Origin of the sequence: Gemmobacter caeni (assembly GCF_003054195.1) — a bacterium.
GTDB classification, from domain to species: Bacteria; Pseudomonadota; Alphaproteobacteria; order Rhodobacterales; family Rhodobacteraceae; genus Gemmobacter; species Gemmobacter caeni.
Map to the genome: position 1 here is coordinate 340,687 of NZ_QBKP01000001.1, position 19,669 is coordinate 360,355.

General features: G+C 66.0%; 21 protein-coding genes. 13 read left to right on the forward strand and 8 right to left on the reverse strand.

Annotated features, from left to right (window positions below; genetic code table 11):
• Nucleotides 1-163 precede the first annotated feature (163 nt).
• The 5 genes from C8N34_RS01575 to C8N34_RS01595 all read left to right on the forward strand — a co-directional run bounded on the left by C8N34_RS01575 (nucleotide 164) and on the right by C8N34_RS01595 (nucleotide 3,505).
• Nucleotides 164-907, forward strand: a complete 744-nt coding sequence (locus tag C8N34_RS01575) for a M48 family metallopeptidase (RefSeq protein ID WP_170120527.1) — start codon at nucleotides 164-166, stop codon at nucleotides 905-907.
• A 128-nt stretch (nucleotides 908-1,035) separates the two neighbouring features.
• Entirely contained in the window at nucleotides 1,036-2,304 is a 1,269-nt protein-coding gene (locus C8N34_RS01580) for a DUF2254 domain-containing protein (RefSeq protein WP_199750631.1), read from the forward strand.
• 86 nt (nucleotides 2,305-2,390) lie between these two features.
• Nucleotides 2,391-2,642 carry a DUF6455 family protein gene (locus C8N34_RS01585; protein WP_108127092.1) on the forward strand — a complete coding sequence of 84 codons (252 nt, stop codon included), beginning with the start codon at nucleotides 2,391-2,393 and terminating at the stop codon, nucleotides 2,640-2,642.
• 52 nt (nucleotides 2,643-2,694) lie between these two features.
• Nucleotides 2,695-3,066, forward strand: a complete 372-nt coding sequence (locus C8N34_RS01590) for a YigZ family protein (RefSeq protein WP_108127094.1) — start codon at nucleotides 2,695-2,697, stop codon at nucleotides 3,064-3,066.
• A gap of 76 nt (nucleotides 3,067-3,142) precedes the next feature.
• Complete coding sequence (locus C8N34_RS01595) at nucleotides 3,143-3,505, forward strand: diacylglycerol kinase (protein ID WP_108127096.1); 363 nt, start codon at nucleotides 3,143-3,145, stop codon at nucleotides 3,503-3,505.
• 5 nt (nucleotides 3,506-3,510) lie between these two features.
• Here C8N34_RS01595 and C8N34_RS01600 read toward each other — a convergent pair whose 3' ends face one another.
• A complete protein-coding gene (locus tag C8N34_RS01600) occupies nucleotides 3,511-3,753 on the reverse strand; it encodes a CDGSH iron-sulfur domain-containing protein (RefSeq protein ID WP_054301655.1) in 243 nt (80 codons plus the stop codon).
• A 124-nt stretch (nucleotides 3,754-3,877) separates the two neighbouring features.
• On the opposite strand from C8N34_RS01600, the gene C8N34_RS01605 reads away from it, so the two are divergent.
• Entirely contained in the window at nucleotides 3,878-4,165 is a 288-nt protein-coding gene (locus C8N34_RS01605; protein WP_108127442.1) for a hypothetical protein, read from the forward strand.
• A 3-nt stretch (nucleotides 4,166-4,168) separates the two neighbouring features.
• Here the strand turns inward: C8N34_RS01605 and C8N34_RS01610 are convergent, their stop codons facing one another.
• The gene (locus tag C8N34_RS01610; RefSeq protein ID WP_108127098.1) at nucleotides 4,169-4,834 is read right to left on the reverse strand and encodes a class I SAM-dependent methyltransferase; all 666 of its coding nucleotides are present in this window, start codon (nucleotides 4,832-4,834) and stop codon (nucleotides 4,169-4,171) included.
• 40 nt (nucleotides 4,835-4,874) lie between these two features.
• Nucleotides 4,875-6,254: a 30S ribosomal protein S12 methylthiotransferase RimO gene (gene rimO / locus C8N34_RS01615; protein ID WP_108127100.1), complete on the reverse strand. Its 1,380-nt coding sequence runs from the start codon at nucleotides 6,252-6,254 to the stop codon at nucleotides 4,875-4,877.
• A 131-nt stretch (nucleotides 6,255-6,385) separates the two neighbouring features.
• On the opposite strand from rimO, the gene C8N34_RS01620 reads away from it, so the two are divergent.
• Complete coding sequence (locus tag C8N34_RS01620) at nucleotides 6,386-8,332, forward strand: AsmA family protein (protein ID WP_108127102.1); 1,947 nt, start codon at nucleotides 6,386-6,388, stop codon at nucleotides 8,330-8,332.
• A gap of 13 nt (nucleotides 8,333-8,345) precedes the next feature.
• On the opposite strand, the gene C8N34_RS01625 is transcribed toward C8N34_RS01620, so the two are convergent.
• Nucleotides 8,346-8,822 (reverse strand): D-galactarate dehydratase, encoded by a 477-nt coding sequence (locus tag C8N34_RS01625; RefSeq protein WP_108127104.1) that lies wholly within the window; start codon nucleotides 8,820-8,822, stop codon nucleotides 8,346-8,348.
• 120 nt (nucleotides 8,823-8,942) lie between these two features.
• Between C8N34_RS01625 and moaA the strand changes: the two genes are divergently transcribed.
• Complete coding sequence (gene moaA / locus C8N34_RS01630) at nucleotides 8,943-9,947, forward strand: GTP 3',8-cyclase MoaA (protein ID WP_108127106.1); 1,005 nt, start codon at nucleotides 8,943-8,945, stop codon at nucleotides 9,945-9,947.
• Nucleotides 9,940-10,710, forward strand: coding sequence for an HPP family protein (locus tag C8N34_RS01635; RefSeq protein ID WP_108127108.1), 771 nt, complete (start codon nucleotides 9,940-9,942; stop codon nucleotides 10,708-10,710). The genes moaA and C8N34_RS01635 overlap by 8 nt, the downstream gene beginning before the upstream one ends.
• On the opposite strand, the gene C8N34_RS01640 is transcribed toward C8N34_RS01635, so the two are convergent.
• Nucleotides 10,667-11,011 (reverse strand): hypothetical protein, encoded by a 345-nt coding sequence (locus C8N34_RS01640; protein WP_054301647.1) that lies wholly within the window; start codon nucleotides 11,009-11,011, stop codon nucleotides 10,667-10,669. The genes C8N34_RS01635 and C8N34_RS01640 overlap by 44 nt on opposite strands.
• A gap of 118 nt (nucleotides 11,012-11,129) precedes the next feature.
• On the opposite strand from C8N34_RS01640, the gene C8N34_RS01645 reads away from it, so the two are divergent.
• The gene (locus C8N34_RS01645) at nucleotides 11,130-11,858 is read left to right on the forward strand and encodes a Crp/Fnr family transcriptional regulator (RefSeq protein WP_054301646.1); all 729 of its coding nucleotides are present in this window, start codon (nucleotides 11,130-11,132) and stop codon (nucleotides 11,856-11,858) included.
• A 3-nt stretch (nucleotides 11,859-11,861) separates the two neighbouring features.
• Here the strand turns inward: C8N34_RS01645 and C8N34_RS01650 are convergent, their stop codons facing one another.
• The 3 genes from C8N34_RS01650 to argE all read right to left on the reverse strand — a co-directional run bounded on the left by C8N34_RS01650 (nucleotide 11,862) and on the right by argE (nucleotide 15,627).
• Nucleotides 11,862-13,028, reverse strand: coding sequence for a M20 aminoacylase family protein (locus C8N34_RS01650; protein ID WP_108127110.1), 1,167 nt, complete (start codon nucleotides 13,026-13,028; stop codon nucleotides 11,862-11,864).
• A gap of 92 nt (nucleotides 13,029-13,120) precedes the next feature.
• The gene (locus C8N34_RS01655; protein WP_199750640.1) at nucleotides 13,121-14,464 is read right to left on the reverse strand and encodes an NAD(P)/FAD-dependent oxidoreductase; all 1,344 of its coding nucleotides are present in this window, start codon (nucleotides 14,462-14,464) and stop codon (nucleotides 13,121-13,123) included.
• Nucleotides 14,464-15,627 carry an acetylornithine deacetylase gene (gene argE, locus C8N34_RS01660; protein ID WP_108127444.1) on the reverse strand — a complete coding sequence of 388 codons (1,164 nt, stop codon included), beginning with the start codon at nucleotides 15,625-15,627 and terminating at the stop codon, nucleotides 14,464-14,466. Before argE ends, C8N34_RS01655 begins: the two co-directional genes overlap by 1 nt.
• Before the next feature lie 217 nt (nucleotides 15,628-15,844).
• On the opposite strand from argE, the gene C8N34_RS01665 reads away from it, so the two are divergent.
• Genes C8N34_RS01665 through C8N34_RS01675 form a run of 3 tightly spaced genes read left to right on the forward strand, consistent with a single transcriptional unit; the run spans nucleotide 15,845 to nucleotide 19,639 of the window.
• The gene (locus C8N34_RS01665) at nucleotides 15,845-16,879 is read left to right on the forward strand and encodes an ABC transporter ATP-binding protein (RefSeq protein WP_108127114.1); all 1,035 of its coding nucleotides are present in this window, start codon (nucleotides 15,845-15,847) and stop codon (nucleotides 16,877-16,879) included.
• On the forward strand, nucleotides 16,872-17,930 hold the full coding sequence (locus tag C8N34_RS01670; protein ID WP_054301642.1) for an ABC transporter ATP-binding protein: 1,059 nt from the start codon (nucleotides 16,872-16,874) through the stop codon (nucleotides 17,928-17,930). The genes C8N34_RS01665 and C8N34_RS01670 overlap by 8 nt, the downstream gene beginning before the upstream one ends.
• 2 nt (nucleotides 17,931-17,932) lie before the next feature.
• Nucleotides 17,933-19,639 (forward strand): peptide ABC transporter substrate-binding protein, encoded by a 1,707-nt coding sequence (locus tag C8N34_RS01675; protein WP_054301641.1) that lies wholly within the window; start codon nucleotides 17,933-17,935, stop codon nucleotides 19,637-19,639.
• The last annotated feature ends 30 nt before the right edge of the window (nucleotides 19,640-19,669 follow it).

Below are 19,669 nucleotides of genomic sequence, written 5' to 3' on the forward strand. Positions count from 1 at the left end.
GCGCGCGGCGCAACGGCAAAAAGGGCCGTGACACTTTGCCGTGACAGGCCACCAGCCCTGGCCGAGGGGTCTTTCCGCCGCCGGGCGTTTTGCTAGATTGGGGAAAACGGCAGGGCAGAAAATGACGACGATGGCAGGATATTCCGGGGCGGGGTTCATGGCGCTGTTGCGGCTGGGGGTTTTGCTGTCTGTCTCACTTGTCCTTGCGGGATGCGTGACCACCGGCCAGCCTGTGCCCGCCCCAGCACCGCCCCCCGCGCCTGCCGCCGCAGGAGCGGACGGCGGGCGCCTTTCGCCGCAGGATGCCGCGCGCAATTTCGTGACCGTGGTGGAACGGGTGGAGCCGGTGGCCGAACGCTTCTGCCGCCAGCAGGCCGGGCCCGGCCAGAACTGCGATCTTCAGATCGTGGTGGACCGCCGCCGCAACCTGCCGCCCAACGCCTTCCAGACCATCGACGAACAGGGCCGCCCCGTGGTCGGCTTCACGCTCGCGCTGATCGCCGATGCCCGCAATGAAGACGAGATCGCCTTTGTTCTGGGGCATGAGGCCTCGCACCATATCCTCGGCCATATCGGGCGCAAGCAGCAGGGCGCCGAAGCGGGCGCGGTTCTGGGCACCATGCTCGGGCAGGCCACCGGCGCCGATGCCGCGACGATGAAGCAATGGCAAAGCTTTGGTGCCAGCATCGGCGCGCGGCGCTATTCCAAGGAATACGAGCTGGAGGCCGATGCGCTGGGGGCCCGTATCGCCTGGTATGCCGGTTACGATCCGGTGCGCGGCGCGGGCTTCTTCAGCCGCCTGCCCGATCCGGGCGACCAGTTCCTCGGCTCGCACCCGCCCAACGCGCAGCGCCTGCAACAGGTGGGCGCCGTGGTCGCCGGGCTGGAGCGGCAGGCCGCATACTGAGAAGGTCGGGTTGAGAAGGTGGAGCAAGATCGGCGCAGGGGGCACCCTTCCCCTTGCACGCCTGCGAACCGGCAGCCCTTGACCTGCCGCGCACAAGGCCGCAGCCTGCCCGAAAACGGGAGGCAGGCGTGATCAGCAAGGCGCGGTGGATCTGGCGGCAGCTCAGCCGCAAGCTGTGGGTGACTTCGGTGGTCTATGCGCTGGCGGCGCTGGCCACGGCGGGCGCGGCCTCGTGGATCGGGCCGATGCTGCCCGAAGGGATCGACTACAGTATCGGCACCGACGCGGTGGAGGCGGTGCTGACCATCATCGCCTCGTCCATGCTGACGGTCACCACCTTCGCCTTCGGCACCATGCTGGGCGCCTTCAACGCCGCTGCCACCAATATCACCCCGCGCGCCACCAACCTGCTGCAACATGACCGGACCACACAAAAGGTTCTGTCGACCTTTCTGGGCAGCTTCATCTTCTCGCTGGTCTCGGTCATCGGGCTGAAGGCAGGCGCCTACGGGCCGAACGGCAAGTTCGTGCTGTTCGTCGTCACGCTGGCGCTGGTGGCGCTGATCGTCATTGGCATGCTGCGCTGGATTGCGCATCTGACGGCCTATGGCCGCCGGGATGATACCCATGACCGCGTGGAACAGGCCGTGGCCGAGGCGCTGCGCGCCCGCACGGACGAGCCGTGGCTGGGCGCGCATCCGATGACCGGCCCCGCGCCTTTCGATGCCCGCGCCGTGATGGCCGACCGGATCGGCTATGTCCGCCATGTCGACCTCGCCGCGTTGCAGGCGGTAGCCGAGGCTGCGGGATGCGCCATCTGGGTTGCGGCCCTGCCCGGCAGCTTTGTCCATCCCGGCGCGCCGCTGTTGTGGGTCGGCGCCCCGGCAAGCGAGGCTGAGGGCGCCACCTGCCTCGATGCCTTTGACATCGGTGCCACGCGCTCTTTCGACCAGGACCCGCGCTTCGGCCTGTCGGTGCTGACCGAAATCGCCGAACGCGCATTGTCACCCGCCGTCAATGACCCCGGATCGGCCATCGACATTCTGGGACGCGCGGTCCGGCTGCTGGCGATCTGTACCGAAACCCGCAGCCCCGAAGTGCGCTACAACCGGCTTTGGGTGCCGCCGCTGACTGTGGCCGAGATGATGGAGGATGTTTTTCCGCCCATCGCGCGCGACGGCGCGGGCATCTTCGCCGTGCAGATCCGGCTGCAAAAGGCGCTGCTGGCGCTGTGCGAGATCGACGCCGCCCTGTTTGGCCGGGCCGCCTCGGAACAGGCCCGCGCGGCGCTGACACGGGCCGAGCCGCAGATGCTGCCCGATGAACTCGCGCGTCTGCGCGACGTGGCGGGCCGGATCGGGGCGCTGTCGGACAACCGTCGCCCGCCAGGAATCTGACCTCTTCCCCCCGCGCCTTGACCTGCATCAAGGCGCGTCCGGCGGCCCCGCGCGACCCTTCCCTCAGAATTGCAGGGAGACGGGCAATGCTTGGATATGTCGAGGCGCCGCGCGCCTGGTGGCTGACACATGGCATGGCACGCGCGGTGGGCGTAGACCTGCCGCGCGCGGTGACGGAGGGCTGGCTGAAACGCAGCGAACTGGCGCAGATCGTCACGCGCTGTCAGGGCTGCGCCAGTTCGGCCGATTGCACGGGCTGGCTGGCCGATCCGGCACATGCCGCCGCCCTGCCCGGCTACTGCCAGAACAAGACGGCCATCGAATCTCTGGCGCCCTGAGTGCTGGCCCTTTCCGGCGCCCGCCGCTAACCTGCCCCAAAGCGGAGGCGGGATGCGTCAGATTGAAAATGTGGTTTCGGACCGGGGGTCGAAATATGCCGTCTCGGGCGGCAGGGTCACGGGCCGCAAGGGCTGCGACGCGTTCGTTGCCGATCTGAAGCGGGTGAAGAAATACGCCAAGGCCACACATAACTCCTGGGCCTGCATCCTGTCGGACGGCGGTCCGGTGAAGAATGACGACGGCGAAAGTGGCGCGGGGGCCGTGATCCTGCGCATGCTGGAACGGGCCGAACTGAAGGACACCATCGTCGTCGTCACCCGCTGGTATGGCGGCGTCCATCTTGGCGGCGACCGTTTCGCCCATGTCGTCACCTGCGTGCGTGCCTTTCTGGCCGGGGAAACCGCGTCTCCACCCCAAGGTTGAGGGCTGCGCCGTGGACAGGCCGGGCGTTTTCGCGATATGCGGCGGCATTCGACCTTACGTCAGTCGGGGAACAGGCATGATCGCACGGCTGCTGGCGGAACTCGCCCGGCTCAGGAATACCGCAACCTGGTCATGGGAGGGCTGGGCCGCCTCATGGCGCAACGAGAAATCGCTGCGGCAGTGGTTTGCCGTCAACATCGCCTCGGCCGCGCTGGCTTTCACGCTGGACCTGACGCCGGGCGAAAGGGCCCTGATCCTTGCGCTTGGCGTATTGCTGCTGGCGGCAGAGCTGATGAACACGGCGGTGGAGGAGGTGGTGGATTACATCTCCACCGATCATGACCCCCGTGCCAAACGCGCCAAGGATGCCGCTTCGGCTGCCGTTGCTGTGACCGCCATCGCGGGTGGTCTGGCCTGGCTGATGATTCTGCTGGGTTAAGCGGATCAAAGCGTCTTGTGCGTGCCGTCGCAGAACGGCGCCTTACCGGACTGCTTGCAGCCGCACAGAAAGGCGGGCTTCGTGGCCTCGGCGGTGAATTTCACCGGGGTGAAGCCGGTTTCCTTGTGGCTGCCATCGCAGAAGGGCTGTTTCTGCGACCGCCCGCAAGCACACCAGAAATAGGTTTTGCCTTCGGTCAGTTCGACCCTGTAGGGCGCTTTCTGCGGGCATTCCGGGCTGTCGGTCATCGGGCTCTCCGCTGGCGGTTGGCTGCGGGAATGCTAGCGCGCGCGCCCCGAACCGCCAAGCGGGGATTTCCGACCTGACGGAACCGGCGGGATGTGGCATCCTGCGGGAAAGGCGGAGGTTCCCATGCGCACCCTATCCATGCTTGTCGCCCTGCTGCCGCTGTTGGCCTGTGTGCAGCCTGCCCCGCCCGGCCCAACCAGCCTGCCGCTGATGGGCGGCTATCGCAACCCGGCCGATCCCTGCCGCCGGGTGGGTGAGGATGCCTTTACCAACCAGTTCCTTGACGATGCCGCCGATCTGGTCGCCTGCCCCGCCGGGATGGAGAACATGGGCGTCTTCGTTACCGAAACCGGCGCCCGCCGCCTTACCGGCGCGGCAGGCTACACGCTGTTCAGCGTGCCACGGCGGTGAGGGTCAGGTCGTGGCGACCCAGCCCCGAAAGGTGAAGCCCGCGTAGAACAGGCCGACATCGGTAAATCCTGCCTCTTGCAACAGGGCCTCATCTTCGGTCGGGGAAAGAAGCGGCAGACGCTCTGCAATCGCCGCAGCCGCCGTTCGGGCGCTTTCCGGCGGAACACCATTGCTTGCCGCGAAATCGGCATAGCGCCGCAACCATAGCGCCCGTCCGGCCTCGGACACACTGTGATGCGCCACGATCAGAGGCGCGCCGGGTTTCAGCCTGCGGTGCAATTCGATCAGGGTGCGCAGACGTTCTTCGCGGGGCAGAAAGTGCAGCGTCAGCAAACAGGTGGCGCCTTCGAACGGCCCCGGCGGTGCATCGTCGATATAACCTTCGTGCCAGCCGATGCGCCCGGCGTGATCCCGCGTGACCTGACGCGCCAGTGTCAGCATTTCTGCCGAGGGATCGACGCCGACGAACCGCCAGTCAGCCCGGTAGCGCGCGAACAGATCCAGCTCCTGCCCGCCGCCCGCGCCCAGCACAAGAATGCCCGCCCCCTCGCCCGCATGTTCCGCCAGCAGCAGCGCCGTCATGCGATGAAGGTCGCGCAGACCGGGAACGAGGCGCGCGGGTCCTTCGGTATAACGTGCAACGGTATCGGGATCGGTGAAAACGCTCATGCCGCCAGTCTAGGGGCGCGGCCCGTCGCTGTCGACCGCCTCAGACCACCCGCCCCCACAGATCATATTCGCTGGCTTCCTCGACCTCGACCGTCACCATGTCGCCGGGCGACAGGGTTTCGAAATCCGCGTCGATGAACAGGTTGCCGTCGATTTCCGGCGCATCGGCCATGGTGCGGCAGGTGGCGCCCTCTTCGTCCACCTCGTCCACCAGAACCTGCATCACCTGCCCCACCTTGGCGGCGAGCTTGGCTTCGGAAATCGCCTGCGCCTTTTCCATGAAGCGTTCCCAGCGGTCCTGTTTCACCTCGGCCGGCACATGGTCGGGCAGATCGTTCGAGCGCGCCCCGGCGACGTTCTCATACTGGAAGCAGCCAACGCGATCCAGTTGCGCCTCATCGAGCCAGTCCAGCAGGGTCTGGAATTCCGCTTCCGTTTCACCGGGATAGCCCACGATGAAGGTCGAGCGCAGCGTGATGTCCGGGCAGGCGGCGCGCCAGGCGGCAATCTCGTCCAGCGTCTTTGCCGCCGCCGCAGGGCGGGCCATGCGTTTCAGCGTCTCGGGATGCGCATGCTGGAACGGGATGTCCAGATAGGGCAGCACCAGCCCCTCGGCCATCAGCGGGATCAGGTCGCGCACATGCGGATAGGGATAGACGTAATGCAGCCGCACCCAGGCGCCCAGCTTGCCCATCTCGCGCGCCAGATCGGTGATATGCGCCCGCACCTCGCCGCCCTTCCAGGGCGAGAGGTCATGCTTGCGGTCCACCCCATAGGCCGAGGTATCCTGCGAGATGACCAGCAATTCCTTCACCCCTGCCTCGACCAGCTTTTCCGCCTCGCGCAGGACGGCATGAGCCGGGCGGCTGACCAGACGGCCGCGCATGTCGGGGATGATGCAGAACCTGCACTTGTGATTGCAGCCTTCCGAGATCTTCAGATAGCTGTAATGGCGCGGCGTCAGCTTCACCCCGCTGGCGGGCAGCAGATCGACGAAGGGGTCGGGCTGCGGCGGCACGGCCTTGTGCACGGCATCCAGCACGGCCTCATACTGATGCGGGCCGGTGACGGCCAAAACCTTGGGATGCGCGCCGGTGATGTAATCCGGCTCTGCCCCCAGACAGCCGGTGACCAGCACCTTGCCGTTTTCACGCAGAGCTTCGCCGATGGCATCAAGGCTTTCCGCCTTGGCACTGTCCAGAAAACCGCAGGTGTTCACGATCACCGCATCGGCGCCCTTGTAATCCGGGCTGATCGCATAACCCTCGGCGCGCAGGCGCGTCAGGATGCGTTCACTGTCCACCAGCGCCTTGGGGCAGCCAAGCGAGACCATGCCGATGGTCGGCTGGCCGGGGCGTGCCACGTCGGGGATCATGGCACGGGCGAGATCGGGGCGGAGGTTCGGCGGGTTCTGCGACATTGGCCCCATATAGCGGTGAAGCAGGCCGCCGCAAAGGGGCCACGCGCAGCCCACCGCCGACCAGCGCCACACGGGATTGTTGCCCGCAACAGCTGCGGTTAGGCTGCGGGCAAGAGTGGAAGGAGGGCCGGATGCGCTGGTTGATGCGGATCGTCTCGTCATTGCTGGTTCTGGTGCTGCTGTTGGCGCTGATGGTGTTCCTAATGCCGAAGGACAGGATCGCCCGGCTGGCGGAAACGGAATTTGCCCGCACCACCGGCCGCGTCATCGAGATCGGCAACCAGATCCGCCCGACGATCTGGCCTGTGCTGGGGGTCACCGCCGGGCCGGTGCGCATCGCCAATCCTGACTGGGCAGCCGGACCGGACCTGCTGCATGCCGACCGCATTGCCATCGGGCTGAAACTCGGGCCTTTGTTCGATGGCCAGATCCGCATGACGGAGGTGGAGATCGACAAGCCCGAACTGCTGCTGGAGCGGCGCAAGGACGGGCGCACCACCTGGGCCATGGGGGGCAGCGGCGGGTCGGGCCCCGCAAGCGGCGCATCCTCCGGCGCGGGCATGACGCTCGGGCGGGGCACGATCCGCGATGGCCGCCTGCGCTTCATCGACCGTCAGAGCGGCACCGAGATCGAGATGACCGACGTCAATATCGACGCCGCCATACCCGAGTTCGATGGCCCGGCCCGGATCGACCTGCGCGGGCTGGTGCGCGGGCAGCCGGTCACACTCAATGCCTCGGTCGAGGCGCTGGGGCCGCTGCTGGCCGGAGAACTGGGCGCGATCGAGCTTCAGGCAGGCGCGGGCAAGGCGGCTTTCGGCTTTAAGGGCAAGGCAAGTCTCGCGCGGGCCGAGGCCGAAGGCCATCTGACCGCCGATCTGGGCGACCGCCCGGCACTGGAGGCGGTGCTGGGCCGCCCCCTGCCCGATCTGCCAGAAGGCCTGGGTGCGCGCGCCATCGGGCTGAGCGCCGATCTGACGCGCACGACCAAGGGCGCGCTGCATCTGCGCAAGGCCGAAATCGCGCTGGACGATACCGTGATCAGGGGCGAGGCCGACCTGTTGCCCGGCGCAGACCGCCCGCGCCTTCAGGGTCGCTTCACGACCGAACGGCTGACCCTGCCCGGCAGCACGACGCAAGGGGACGGCAAGAACACGGGCGATGCGGGCTGGTCCACCACCCCCATTGACGTCTCGGGCCTGTCGGCGCTGGATGCCGAAATCAGTCTGTCCGCCGGGGCCATTGCAGCCGGTCCGCTGAAGCTGGGCCAGACCCAGGCGGGCGTCACGCTGGACCGCGCGCGTGCCGTGGTGAAACTGACCGAAGCCGCAGCCTATGGCGGCGGGATCACCGGGCAATTCGTGCTGAACGGGCGTCAGGGCCTGTCAGTCGGGGGTGACCTTTCGCTGAAGGAGCTCAACCTGCAACCCCTGCTGCAAGACCTGACCGGAACCGACCGGCTGCTTGGTCGCGGAAATGTGAAGCTGAGCTTCCTCGGCTCCGGCGCGTCGGTCGATGCGATCCTCCGCAGCCTGTCCGGGGACATTGCCGTCAAGATGGGCAAGGGCGAAATCCTTGGTCTCGACATCGTGGGGATGCTGCGCACCATGGACCCCGGCTATGTCGGTGAAGGCAAGCGGACGATCTTCGACACCGCCGGAATGACCGCGAAAATCACCAATGGCATCGCGGTTTCGGACGACCTGAACATCGCCGCCAACCTGTTCACCGCAGGCGGCGCCGGGCAGATCGACCTTGGCGCGCGCAGTCTCGACTACCGGCTGCTGCCGCGTCTGGGCGGAGACGACGGCGTAGAAATTCCGGTGCTGATCAAGGGGCCATGGGCATCGCCCAAGATCCGGCTGGATCTGGAATGGCTGACCCAAAAGCGGCTGGATGCCGAAAAGGCCCGCGCGGAAGAACGCGCCAAGGCCCGGCTGGAGGAACTGGCGAAAGACAAGCTAGGTGTCACCCCACAGGAGGGCGAAAGCCTTGAAACCGCCGCCAAACGCCGCGCGCAAGAGGCGCTGGAGGCGGAAACCGGCCGCATCCTCGACAAAATCCTGAACGGAAACTGAGGCTTGCGCGGCCTTACCGTTTAAGAACCTCGACGGTGGCCAGATCGGTCAGCGACAGGCCCGCCGCGCGGAAGGCTGCCAGCGACAGTTGCGCAGCGCCCTCGCCCGGCATCAGGTCAACCTGCACGGTCACGCCACCGGCCGTCCGGATCACCCCCGGCACCGGCGCCGACACCAGCGACGACCGCAGCCAGAATCCCGGCGTGGTCGGATCGCCCAGTGTCACCACCACCTTGCCCAGCGAGCCTCCGGCCGGAACCGTCGCCGCCGTGGCGGCCTTGCGCTGTTCGTCGGTGGTCGTGTCCAGCGTCTCGGCCGTGCGGGCGCCGGGTTTCGGCGGCGGCGCCGAAAGCTCGGGCGTGGGCAGCGGCAGCGGCTCGGAAATTGCGCTTTGCGGTGCAGAGGGGCGCTTGCCGAACTGAGGCATCTTCAAGTCGGCGCAGCCCGCCAGTAGCAGGCACCCCCCCAGAATCGTCAGACCACGCAGCATTCCGCACCTCCTTCTCACGCGCCCGCATCGGGCAGAGTGCAACGATAGTCGGGGGGGAACGGCGCTTCAACTGTCGGATTCGCGCTTGCTGGCCGTTCGGCGAATGCCTACCTTTCAGGCATGAACGCGCCCCTGATCGACCCTTTCGCCCGTGCCATCCGATACCTGAGGGTTTCGGTGACGGATCGCTGCGATTTCCGCTGCACTTATTGCATGGCTGAACACATGACATTCCTGCCGAAGGCAGAGTTGCTGACGCTGGAGGAACTTGACCGGCTTTGCACCGCTTTCGTGCATATGGGCGTGGAAAAGCTGCGCATCACCGGGGGCGAGCCGCTGGTGCGCAAGGGTATCATGACCTTCTTCCGCGCCATGTCGCGCCATCTGGACAGCGGCGCGCTGAAAGAGCTGACACTGACAACCAACGGCAGCCAGCTTGCCCGTTTCGCACAGGAACTGGTCGATTGCGGGATCCGTCGGATCAACGTGTCTCTGGATACGCTCGATCCCGCGAAATTCGCGGAAATCACCCGCTGGGGGCGCCTGCCGCAGGTGCTGGACGGGATCGAGGCCGCGAAGGCGGCCGGACTGCGCGTGAAAATCAATGCCGTGGCGCTGAAGGGCTTCAACGAGGACGAGCTGTTCCCGCTGGTCGACTGGTGCGCGCGGGAGGGCCATGACCTGACCTTCATCGAGGTCATGCCGATGGGCGATCTGGGCGGCGAGGACCGGCTGTCGCAATACTGGGCGCTGACCGACCTGCGGGCCCGGCTGGCCGAACGCTTTGCCCTCACCGATCTGGCGGAACGCACCGGCGGTCCGGCGCGCTATGTGCGGCTGGAGGAGACGGGGCAGAAGATCGGCTTCATCACGCCGCTGACGCATAACTTCTGCGAAAGCTGCAACCGGGTGCGGCTGACCTGCACGGGCGAGCTTTACATGTGTCTCGGGCAGGAAGACATGGCAGACCTGCGCGCGCCGCTGCGCGCCAGCCCCGATGACGCCGGGCTGGAACAGGCGATCCGCGCCGCCATCGCCCGCAAGCCCAAGGGCCATGACTTCGATTACTCGCGCCAGGCCATCGCCGGCCAGATGACCCGCCACATGAGCCACACGGGTGGCTGAAGCCGTGAGCGACAGGCGGAAATGGCTGACTGCCGCGGCAGAGCATCTGCTACCCGCCATGATGATGCCGCGCGGCATCGAAATGCTGCGCGCGGCGGGGGCCATCGGGCTGACACTGGGTCTGGCCGCGCTGATGCAGATGCTGCTTGGCGCCAACGATGCGCGGTTCTCGCTGATCGCCCCGCTGGCGGCCACCACCTTCCTGCTGATCTCGGTTCCCAACAGCCCGCTGACACAGCCCTGGTCAGTGGTGATCGGCAATGGCGCGAGTGCTGCGGTGGCGGTGACCGTGTTGCAATTCGGCCTGCCCGTCCCGCTGACCATTGCGCTGGCGGTGGGCGGGGCGACGCTGGCGATGATGCTGCTGCGTGCCATGCATCCGCCCGGCGCTGCCGTTGCCATGGCCGCCGTACTGTCAGCCCCGGCGACGATGAAGCTGGGCTACCAGTTCGCGCTGACGCCGGTGATGCTGGACAGCACCATTCTGGTGATCGCAGCCATCGCGGTAAACCGGCTGACCGGCCGGGTCTATCCTTTCCGCCTGCCCCATGACGCCACCGCCGCGCCGCGCCGCGCCGACCGCCCCTCGCCAGAGGTGCTGGAGCGGATTCTGGGCGACCTGCGCCTGTCGGCCAATATCGGGGTCGAAGACCTGCGTCGCGTGCTGGACGAGATCGAGAAGCGCGAAAAACCGCCTGTACCGCACCGGAAGCCCCGCTTCAGCGGAGCTGTCGGAGCATTCCGGCCACGCTCTCGTCGCTGAACGGCAGGTCCAGCACCAGGGGCGGCGGCTGTCCCGGCAGCGCCTCGACCGAGGCGCGCAGACTGACATATCGGCCACCCAGCGCCGCTATACGCTCCAGCAGACCGCTGTCGCGCGCCGTGGCGAAAGGCAGGTTCAGGAAAGCCGCCGCCAGATCCACAGCATCGGCCAGTTCGGCCAGCGCCGCCTCGATCTCGGTCGCGACCAGAACCGTCGCCATGCGGTCAGCCTCGCCGATCAGCATGCCCAGATCCTCGGCCACCAGCCGGACCGGGTCGACCACCAGAAACAGCCGTCGCATCCCATTCTCCCTGCGCCAGGATCTCCGGTCACCCGATTCTCCGCCCGATTCCCCGGTAGCATGGAACCGTCTGCGCAGGTTCGCATTAAACTGTGACATAGCCGAAGAGGAATTCGCCATGCCCACAGCCTGCGCCGACTGCCCCCTGCGCTGCCAGCCGATGTTCCAGCCGATGAATGCCGGGGAGGTCGCCTTCATGCAGGCCTTCAAATCGTCAGAGGTGGAGGTGGCCGCCGGACAGGTCTTGCTGTGGGAGGGGCAATCGAGCCCGTGGCTTTACACCGTGCTGCGCGGTCAGGGCCTGCGCAGCAAATCGCTGCCGGATGGTGAACGGCAGGTGGTGAATTTCGTTTTTCCCGGGGATTTCCTTGGCTTGCAGTCGGGAGTTATGGGCGAGATGAAACATTCGGTCGAGGCTACGACCGACATGACCCTGTGCCGTTTTGAACGGAACGAGTTGTGGCGGGTGTTTCGCGATCAACCCGCCCGCGCCTTCGACCTGACTTATCTGGCGGCGACGGAAGAACATTTTCTGGGAGAGGCCTTGCTGACCCTCGGCCAGCGCGACGCGACCAGCCGTCTGGCCTGGGCCTTGCTGCGACTGTGGCGACGGGCGGTTGCGACGGGGATGCAGGGGCCGCGCGGCGTGCCGCTGCCCTGGCGCCAGCGCGATCTGGCCGATGCGCTGGGTCTTTCGCTGGTTCATACCAACAAGACGCTGGCCCGGCTGCGCATCCTGGGCGCCGCGCACTGGTCCGGCGGCTATCTGGCGGTGCCTGATCCGGCGCGGCTGGCCGAACTGGCACAGGAAGAGGACGGGGCTTCGACGCCCCGCCCGCTGTTCTGACCGTCAGGCGGCCGGCATCCGCGTTTCCACCATGCCCGCATACCAGCTTGCGCCGAAGGGAATGGCATTGTCGTCAAAGTTATAGGCCGGGTGATGCACCATCGCGGTATCGCCATTGCCAAGGAAGATATAGGCGCCGGGGCGTTCGTTCAGCATGAAGCTGAAATCCTCGGCCCCCATCAGCGGCGCGGTATTGGTGTCGACATAGCCGGACACCGCCTGCGCCACCTCGGCGGCGAAGCCGGTATTTTCCTCGGTGTTCATCGTCACCGGATAGCCGCGCTGATAGTTCAGCTCGGCCTTCGCGCCCAAAGCCAGCGCCGTGCCCTCAACGATTTCCTTCAACCGCTGTTCCACCTGATCCTGCACCGCCGGGTCCATGGTGCGCACGGTGCCTTTCATCTTCACCACCTGCGGAATGACGTTATGCGCGGTGGAATCGGTGGCGACAGTGCAGATCGAGACGACGACCTGTTTCAGCGGATCGACCGTGCGGCTGGCGATGGTCTGCGCCGCGACGATGATATGGGCGGCGACAACGGTGGTGTCGATGCAGTCATGCGGCTTGGCGGCATGGCCGCCCTTGCCGGTCACGGTGATGTCGAACTGATCCGCCGCCGCCATCATGGCGCCGGGGCGGATGGCGAAATGGCCGACCGGGATGCCGGGCATGTTGTGCATCCCATAGACTTCCTGAATGCCGAAGCGGCCCATCATGCCATCGGCGCACATCTCGCGCCCGCCGCCGCCGCCCTCTTCGGCGGGCTGGAAGATCACCACGGCGGTGCCGTCGAAATTGCGGGTCTCCGCCAGATATTTGGCCGCGCCCAGCAGCATGGCGGTATGGCCGTCATGGCCGCAGGCATGCATCTTGCCGGGGGTCTTGGAGGCATAGGCAACCCCGGTCTGTTCGATGATCGGCAGCGCATCCATATCGGCGCGCAACCCGATGACACGGCCCGTGCTGTCCGTCCGGCCCCTGATGACCCCAACAACGCCAGTGCGGCCGATGCCCTCCACCACCTCGTCGCAGCCAAAGCCGCGCAGCAGTTCGGCCACCTTGCCCGCCGTGCGGTGCACTTCGAACAGCAGTTCCGGGTTTTCATGGAAATCACGCCGCCAGGCAGTGATTTCGGGCAGCAGTTCGGCAAATCGGTTCTTCGGGGGCATGGCGTTCCTCGTGTCCTGGCCGCGCGTGCGGACTTGGATGCCAGCCTGTTACAATCACCGCGCCGCTTCAACCCCGGCGTGTCGGGATTTGATCACAATGACGGGCCGGGTGCGATTTTGCTGCCGTCGGTGAAGCGGGTCAGCCGGAAACGGTGCAGATCGTGGCCGGTATCGTTCCCGGCCACCAGATCGGCGATGACGCGGCCGAAACCGGGGCCGATGCCGAAGCCATGGCCGCTCATCCCCGTTGCCAGCACCAGACCGGGCAGCGCCGCCACCCGGTCCACCACTGGCACCACATCAGGCATCGTGTCGATCATCCCGGCCCATGCTGCCTTGAGCTTCGGCGCCCCGAGATGCGGGAAGCAGGCGGCGAAGCTTTGGCAGACATCGGCAACAATCCGGGCCGAGGGTTCGGGGTTCAGCACGCGCATCCGTTCAAACGGGCTGGTTGCATCCGCCGCCCAGCGACGCGGAGTGCCCCAGGCATCGGGGTAATGCGAAGGTGCGGCGGGATGGAACTTCGTGGAGCGGAAATCCTTTTTCAACACAGGCAGATAGAGGCCGAAGTTGCGAAAGGCATCCGGCCCGATGAAGAAGTCATGCGCCGCACCGGGGGCGAGCGTATAGCCGCCATCGGCACGTCGGCGGAAGGCGAAGGCATCATCTGCCGCATTGCCGGCAAAGACCTGCGGCAAGGGTTCGGTCGCCATCACGGTCGCCCGCACCGAAAGCTGCGGGATCGCCACGCCATGAGCGCGGGCAAACAGCGCCGACCAGGCGCCGCCCGCCAGAACCACCTGATCGCAGGCGATGCGGCCCTGTTCGGTGACAACGCCGGTGACGCGACCGCCCGCGATGTCCAGCGCCCGCACCGCGCAGTTTTCCACGATCACCGCGCCACGCGCCTGCGCGCCCTCGGCCAGCAGCGGCACCGCCACCCAGGGTTCGGCCCGCGCGTCGGAGGCGGTGAACAGCCCGCCCTTCCACGGCGTCGCCGCCCCTGCGATGCGTTCGGCCACCTGCCCCGCGCTCTGCATCTCGGTATCGACGCCAAAGCTGCGGGCCTCGGCGCGCCAGGCCTCGAACCCCGCCATCTCGGCTTCGGTCCGGGCGAGATACATCACGCCTTCCTGACGGAACCCCAGCGCCTCGCCAAATTCCTGCGACAGCGATTTCCAGTGGCGCAGCGATTCCATCATGATCGGCAATTCGCCGAAATCGCGGCCCTGCTGGCGGATCCAGCCCCAGTTGCGGCTGGATTGTTCGCCCGCGATCCGTCCCTTTTCGCACAGCGTGACGCGCAGCCCGCGTTCGGCAAGGTTCCACGCGGTCATCACCCCGATGACGCCGCCGCCGATCACCACCACGTCGCAGGCGTCGGGCAGCGGGCCGGCAAAGCGGACCGGCGTTGCCTCGGAAATCGGGAATGGCATCATTGCGCCAGATCCTCGACCAGCGCCTGCATGAAGCGCCAGCCTGCCTCGAATTCGCTGACCTCCAGATATTCGTCGGGCTGATGAGCCTGCGCGATGTCGCCGGGGCCGCAGACCACGGCGGAATAGCCCTCGGCCTGGAACTGCCCGGCCTCGGTGCCGTAGCTGACAACCATGGTGCCGTTGTCGCCGGTCAGGCGCCGCACCAGCGCCTCGGCCGCGCCATTGGTTTCCGGGGTCAGCGCGGGCACCACGAAGATGCGGTCCAGCAGCACCGCCGCTTCGGGGCGCACGGCCTTCATCGCAGCCTCAACCCGCGTGCATTCAGCCTCGAACCGCGCGGCCCAGTCCTCGACGCTTTCACCCGGCACCACGCGGAATTCCATGACGAACCGACAATCGGCGGCGGTGATGTTATGCGCCGTCCCGCCCGAGATCTGGCCGGAATGCAGCGTTGTGAAGGGCGGGCGGAACAGGCCCGCAATCTCGGTGACCGGCTTCGCCCGGTTCTCGTCATTGCGGTCATTCATCCACTGGATCAGCCGCGCAGCTTCCATGATGGCGCTGACCCCTTCGGGCAGAAGCGAGGAATGCACCTCGAACCCCTTCACATGCACCCAGAAGCCGGTGCCGCCCTTGTGACCATTCACCAGTTTCATCCGCGACGGCTCGCCAATAACTGCCGCAGATGCGCGCGGCAGAGTGCGGGCCATTTCGGCGATCATCGGCGGCGCGCCGGTGCAGCCCAGTTCCTCGTCATAGGACAGCGCGAATTGCAGCGGCCGCTTCACCCCGCGCTGCACCGCCAGCGGCACGGCGGCCAGTGCCAGCGCGACGAAGCCCTTCATGTCGCAGGTGCCGCGCCCGTAAAGCCGCCCGTCCCGCTCGGTCACGGTCCAGGGATCAGAGCTCCAGTCCTGTCCGTCAACCGGAACGACATCGCTGTGCCCCGAAAGGATGACGCCCCCCTCCACCGCCGGGCCCGCGCTGGCATAAAGCGCGGCCTTGTCGCCGGTTTCATTATAGACGCGATGCGCTGCCACGCCCCAGGACGCCAGATAGCTTTCCACCCAGTCCACAAGGTCCAGATTGCTTCCTCGACTGACGGTCGGAAAGGCCACCAGCCGGTCCAGAATCTGACGTGGCGTAAGCTGCTCGGGCATCGCGATCTCCATTTTCCGGGGCGAGCCTGCCCAGTGCCCATGCAATTTGCAAGTGCCGTAGCGTCCATCGCAGGCAGAGCGCAAACTCTTGCCGTCAAAGTGATAGAACTGCCTTGCTAGGTGAAGAAAAATATCTGACACTCTGGTCAAAGATGGCGGCAAAATCCAAATGAGACCGTCCAAACAAGAATAAAAACAAAAACTTGGGGAGTTACATATGCCCGACGGGGCGATGCCCGTACTTGAGGTTCGCGGCCTGAAAACCGTTTTCCACACCCGTGGTGGATCGGTTCACGCGGTCAATGATGTCAGCTTCCATCTGATGCCCGGCGAGCTTCTGGGCGTTGTTGGCGAAAGCGGTTCGGGGAAGTCGGTGACGATGATGTCGCTGATCGGCCTGCTGCCCTCGCCCCCGGCTGATGTGCAATCCGGTCAGGTGCTGCTCGGCGGTCAGGATCTGCTGAAAGCGACGCCGGAGGCCCTGCGCAAAGTGCGCGGCGCCCGCATCGGCTTCGTGTTTCAGGACCCGATGACCTCGCTCAACCCGGTGTTTACCGTGGGCAGTCAGATCATGGCGCCGCTGCGCAAGCACATGGGGCTGTCGAAGGCGCAGGCCGAAGTCCGCGCCGTGGAACTTCTGGAACTGGTGGGCATTCCCGATGCGCGGCGGCGGCTGAAAAGCTATCCGCATCAGTTTTCCGGCGGGATGCGGCAGCGCGTGATGATCGCCATTGCGCTGGCCTGCGACCCCGAGGTGCTGATCGCGGATGAACCGACAACGGCGCTGGATGTGACGATTCAGGCGCAGATCCTCGAACTGGTGAAAGAGCTGCGGCAGAAGCTGGGCATGGCGATTGTCTGGATCACCCATGACCTTGGCGTGGTGGCCGAAATCGCCGACCGGGTGATGGTGATGTATGGCGGTCAGGTGGTGGAACAGGCCCCGGTGAAAGAGCTGTTCCGCAACCCGCGCCACCCCTATACCCGTGCCCTTCTGAAGACGATCCCGAAGCTGGGCGGCCAGCGCGGCGAACGCTTGCAGGTGATCGAGGGGCAGCCGCCGATCCTTGGTTCCGCCCCAGCCGCCTGCCCGTTCCGCGCCCGCTGTGCCCATGCCTTCGCGCGCTGCGAGGCGGAAAACCCGGTCCGCCGCCCGGTGGATGGCCGCCCTGTCGGTCAGGGGCATGACGTGGCCTGCCACTGGTCGCCCGAAGGTGCAGAAGACCCGTCGCAGGAGGCCGCCCATGCGTGACACCACGACGCGCCCTCTGGTCGAGGTGCGCAATCTGAAAATGTATTTCCCGATCCACAGCGGTCTGATGCGCAAGCACACCGGCGATGTGAAGGCGGTGGATGACATCAGCTTTGACATCTATGAGGGCGAGACGCTGGGCCTTGTGGGCGAAAGTGGCTGCGGCAAGTCCACGGTTGGGCGAGCCCTGCTGCGGCTTTACGAACCCACCGCAGGACAGATCACCATTGCGGGCGACGATGTGGCGAGCCTGTCGCCCGAGGCGCTTCGCCGCAAGCGGCCCACCATGCAGATGGTGTTTCAGGACCCGCAGGCCAGTCTCAACCCGCGCATGACGGTGGCCGATATCATCGGCGAGCCGCTGGACGAACACAGCGGGCTGTCGAGTGCGGACAAGCTGGCGCGGATTTATGAGCTGATGGATGCCGTCGGCCTGAACCGCGCCTTCGCCAACCGCTATCCGCATGCCTTTTCCGGCGGTCAGCGGCAGCGGATCGGCATTGCCCGGGCCCTGGCGCTGAACCCCAAGTTCATCGTCTGCGACGAACCCATCGCGGCGCTGGATGTGTCGATCCAGGCGCAGGTGGTGAACCTGCTGGAGGATTTGCAGGACAGGCTGGGCCTGACCTATCTGTTCATCAGCCATGACCTGAGCATGGTGCGCCATATCGCCGACCGCGTGGCGGTGATGTATCTGGGCCAGATCGCGGAAATCTCGCCGGTGGACGCGCTTTATGCCCGGCCGCTGCACCCCTACGCCGAGGCGCTGCTGTCGGCTGTGCCTGAACCCGACCCGAGCCGCGAGGGCGCGCGCCAGCGCATCATCCTGAAGGGCGATGTGCCCTCGCCCGCCAACCCGCCGAAAGGCTGCAACTTCTGCACCCGCTGCCCGAAGGTGATGCCGGTCTGCCGCGAGGTGGAACCTCGGCTTCAGGAGGCGGCGCCCGACCGCCTGGTCGCCTGCCATCTTATTCATCCGATAGACGCCGCGAGAGCCGGGCAAACCGGCCAAGCCGGGGCACAAGAGCACAGCCAACAACAAGGAGTGTAACAATGAAAATGAAAGCCGCCCTGTTGGGCGCCGTCGCTCTGGCCGGGCTCGCCCCGGCCGCCTATGCAGAGCGTGGCGCCGACGGCCATGTGAATATCCTCTATTCCCAGGCGCCCTCGACGCTGAACCCCTATCTGTCCTCGGGGACCAAAGACATCGAGAACGCCTCGCTGGTGATCGAACCGCTGGCAGGCTACGACGAGAAGGGCGTCATGATCCCGCGTCTGGTGGACGAGATCCCGACCCTGGAAAACGGCGGCGTGGCCGAGGACCAGAAATCGATCACCTGGAAGATCAAGCCCGATCTGAAATGGTCCGACGGCTCGCCCGTGACTGCGGATGACGTGGTGTTCACCGCCGAATACTGCATGCATCCCGAAGGTGGCTGCGCCCAGCTTGCCAAGTTCGAGGGCGTGGAAAAGGTGGAAGCGGTCGATCCGCAGACCGTGAAGATCAGCTTCAAGGAAGCGAAGCCCAACCCCTATCTGGCTTTCGTGGGTTCGACGACGCCGGTGCTTCAGAAGGCGCAGTTCGCCAATTGCCTTGGCGCTGCCGCCTCGACCTGTACCGAACAGAACTTTGGCCCCATCGGCACCGGCCCGTTCCGGGTGGTCGAGTTCAAGACCAATGACGTGATCCAGCTGGAAGCCAACCCGGAATACCGTGACCCGGCCAAGCCCGCTTTCGCCACCGTGACGGTGAAGGGTGGCGGCGATGCCGCCTCGGCCGCGCGCGCCGTGATGGAAACCGGCGAATTCGACTATGCCTGGAACACCCAGATCCCGCCGGAACTGCAACAGGCGATGGAACAGGGCGGCAAGGGCGAATTCGTCAGCGGCTTCGGCACGCTGGTCGAACGGATCGAGATGAACATGACCGATCCCTCGCCCGATCTGCCGGAGGGCGAACGCTCCACCGCCAAGCACCCGCACCCGATCCTGTCGGATCTGAAGGTGCGTCAGGCCCTGTCGATGGCGATCGACCGCAACCTGCTGGTGGAAATCGGCTATGGCAATGCCGGTCGTCCGACCTGCAATCTGGTGCCCGCACCGGAAATGTATGCCTCGACCGATAACACCGGCTGTCTGACGCAGGACATCGAAGGCGCCAAGAAGCTGCTGGACGAGGCCGGCTGGACCGACAGCGACGGCGACGGCATCCGCGACAAGGACGGCAAGAAGTTCAGCCTGCTGTATCAGACCTCGGTCAACCCGGTGCGGCAGGACTTCCAGGCGCTGATCAAGGGCTGGTGGAACGAAATCGGCATCGAGGTCGAACTGAAGGCCGTGGACGGTTCGGTGTTCTTCGGCGGCGACGCCGGTTCGCCCGACACGTTCCAGAAGTTCTATGCCGATGTCGAGATGTACGCCAACAACTTCGACGGCACCGACCCGGAGGCCTATCTGGCGGAACATACCTGCGCCAAGGCCCCGCGCCCGGATACCCAGTGGCAGGGCGAGAACATCAACCGCTACTGCGACCCGGCCTATGACGCCATGATCGCGGAGCTGGGCAAAACCGGCGATCTCGAAAAGCGCGCCGAGCTTGCGAAGAAGCTGAACGACATGCTGACCAAGGAAAGCATGACCATCGTGCCGCTGGTGGATCGTGGCCGTCTGTCGGCGCGGTCGAAAACCCTGGGCGGTGTCGTGCTGAACACCTGGGATTCCGAACTGTGGAATGCCTCGGACTGGTATCGCATGAAGTGATGCGGGCCTGAGCCCCGGCTCTGATCCCGG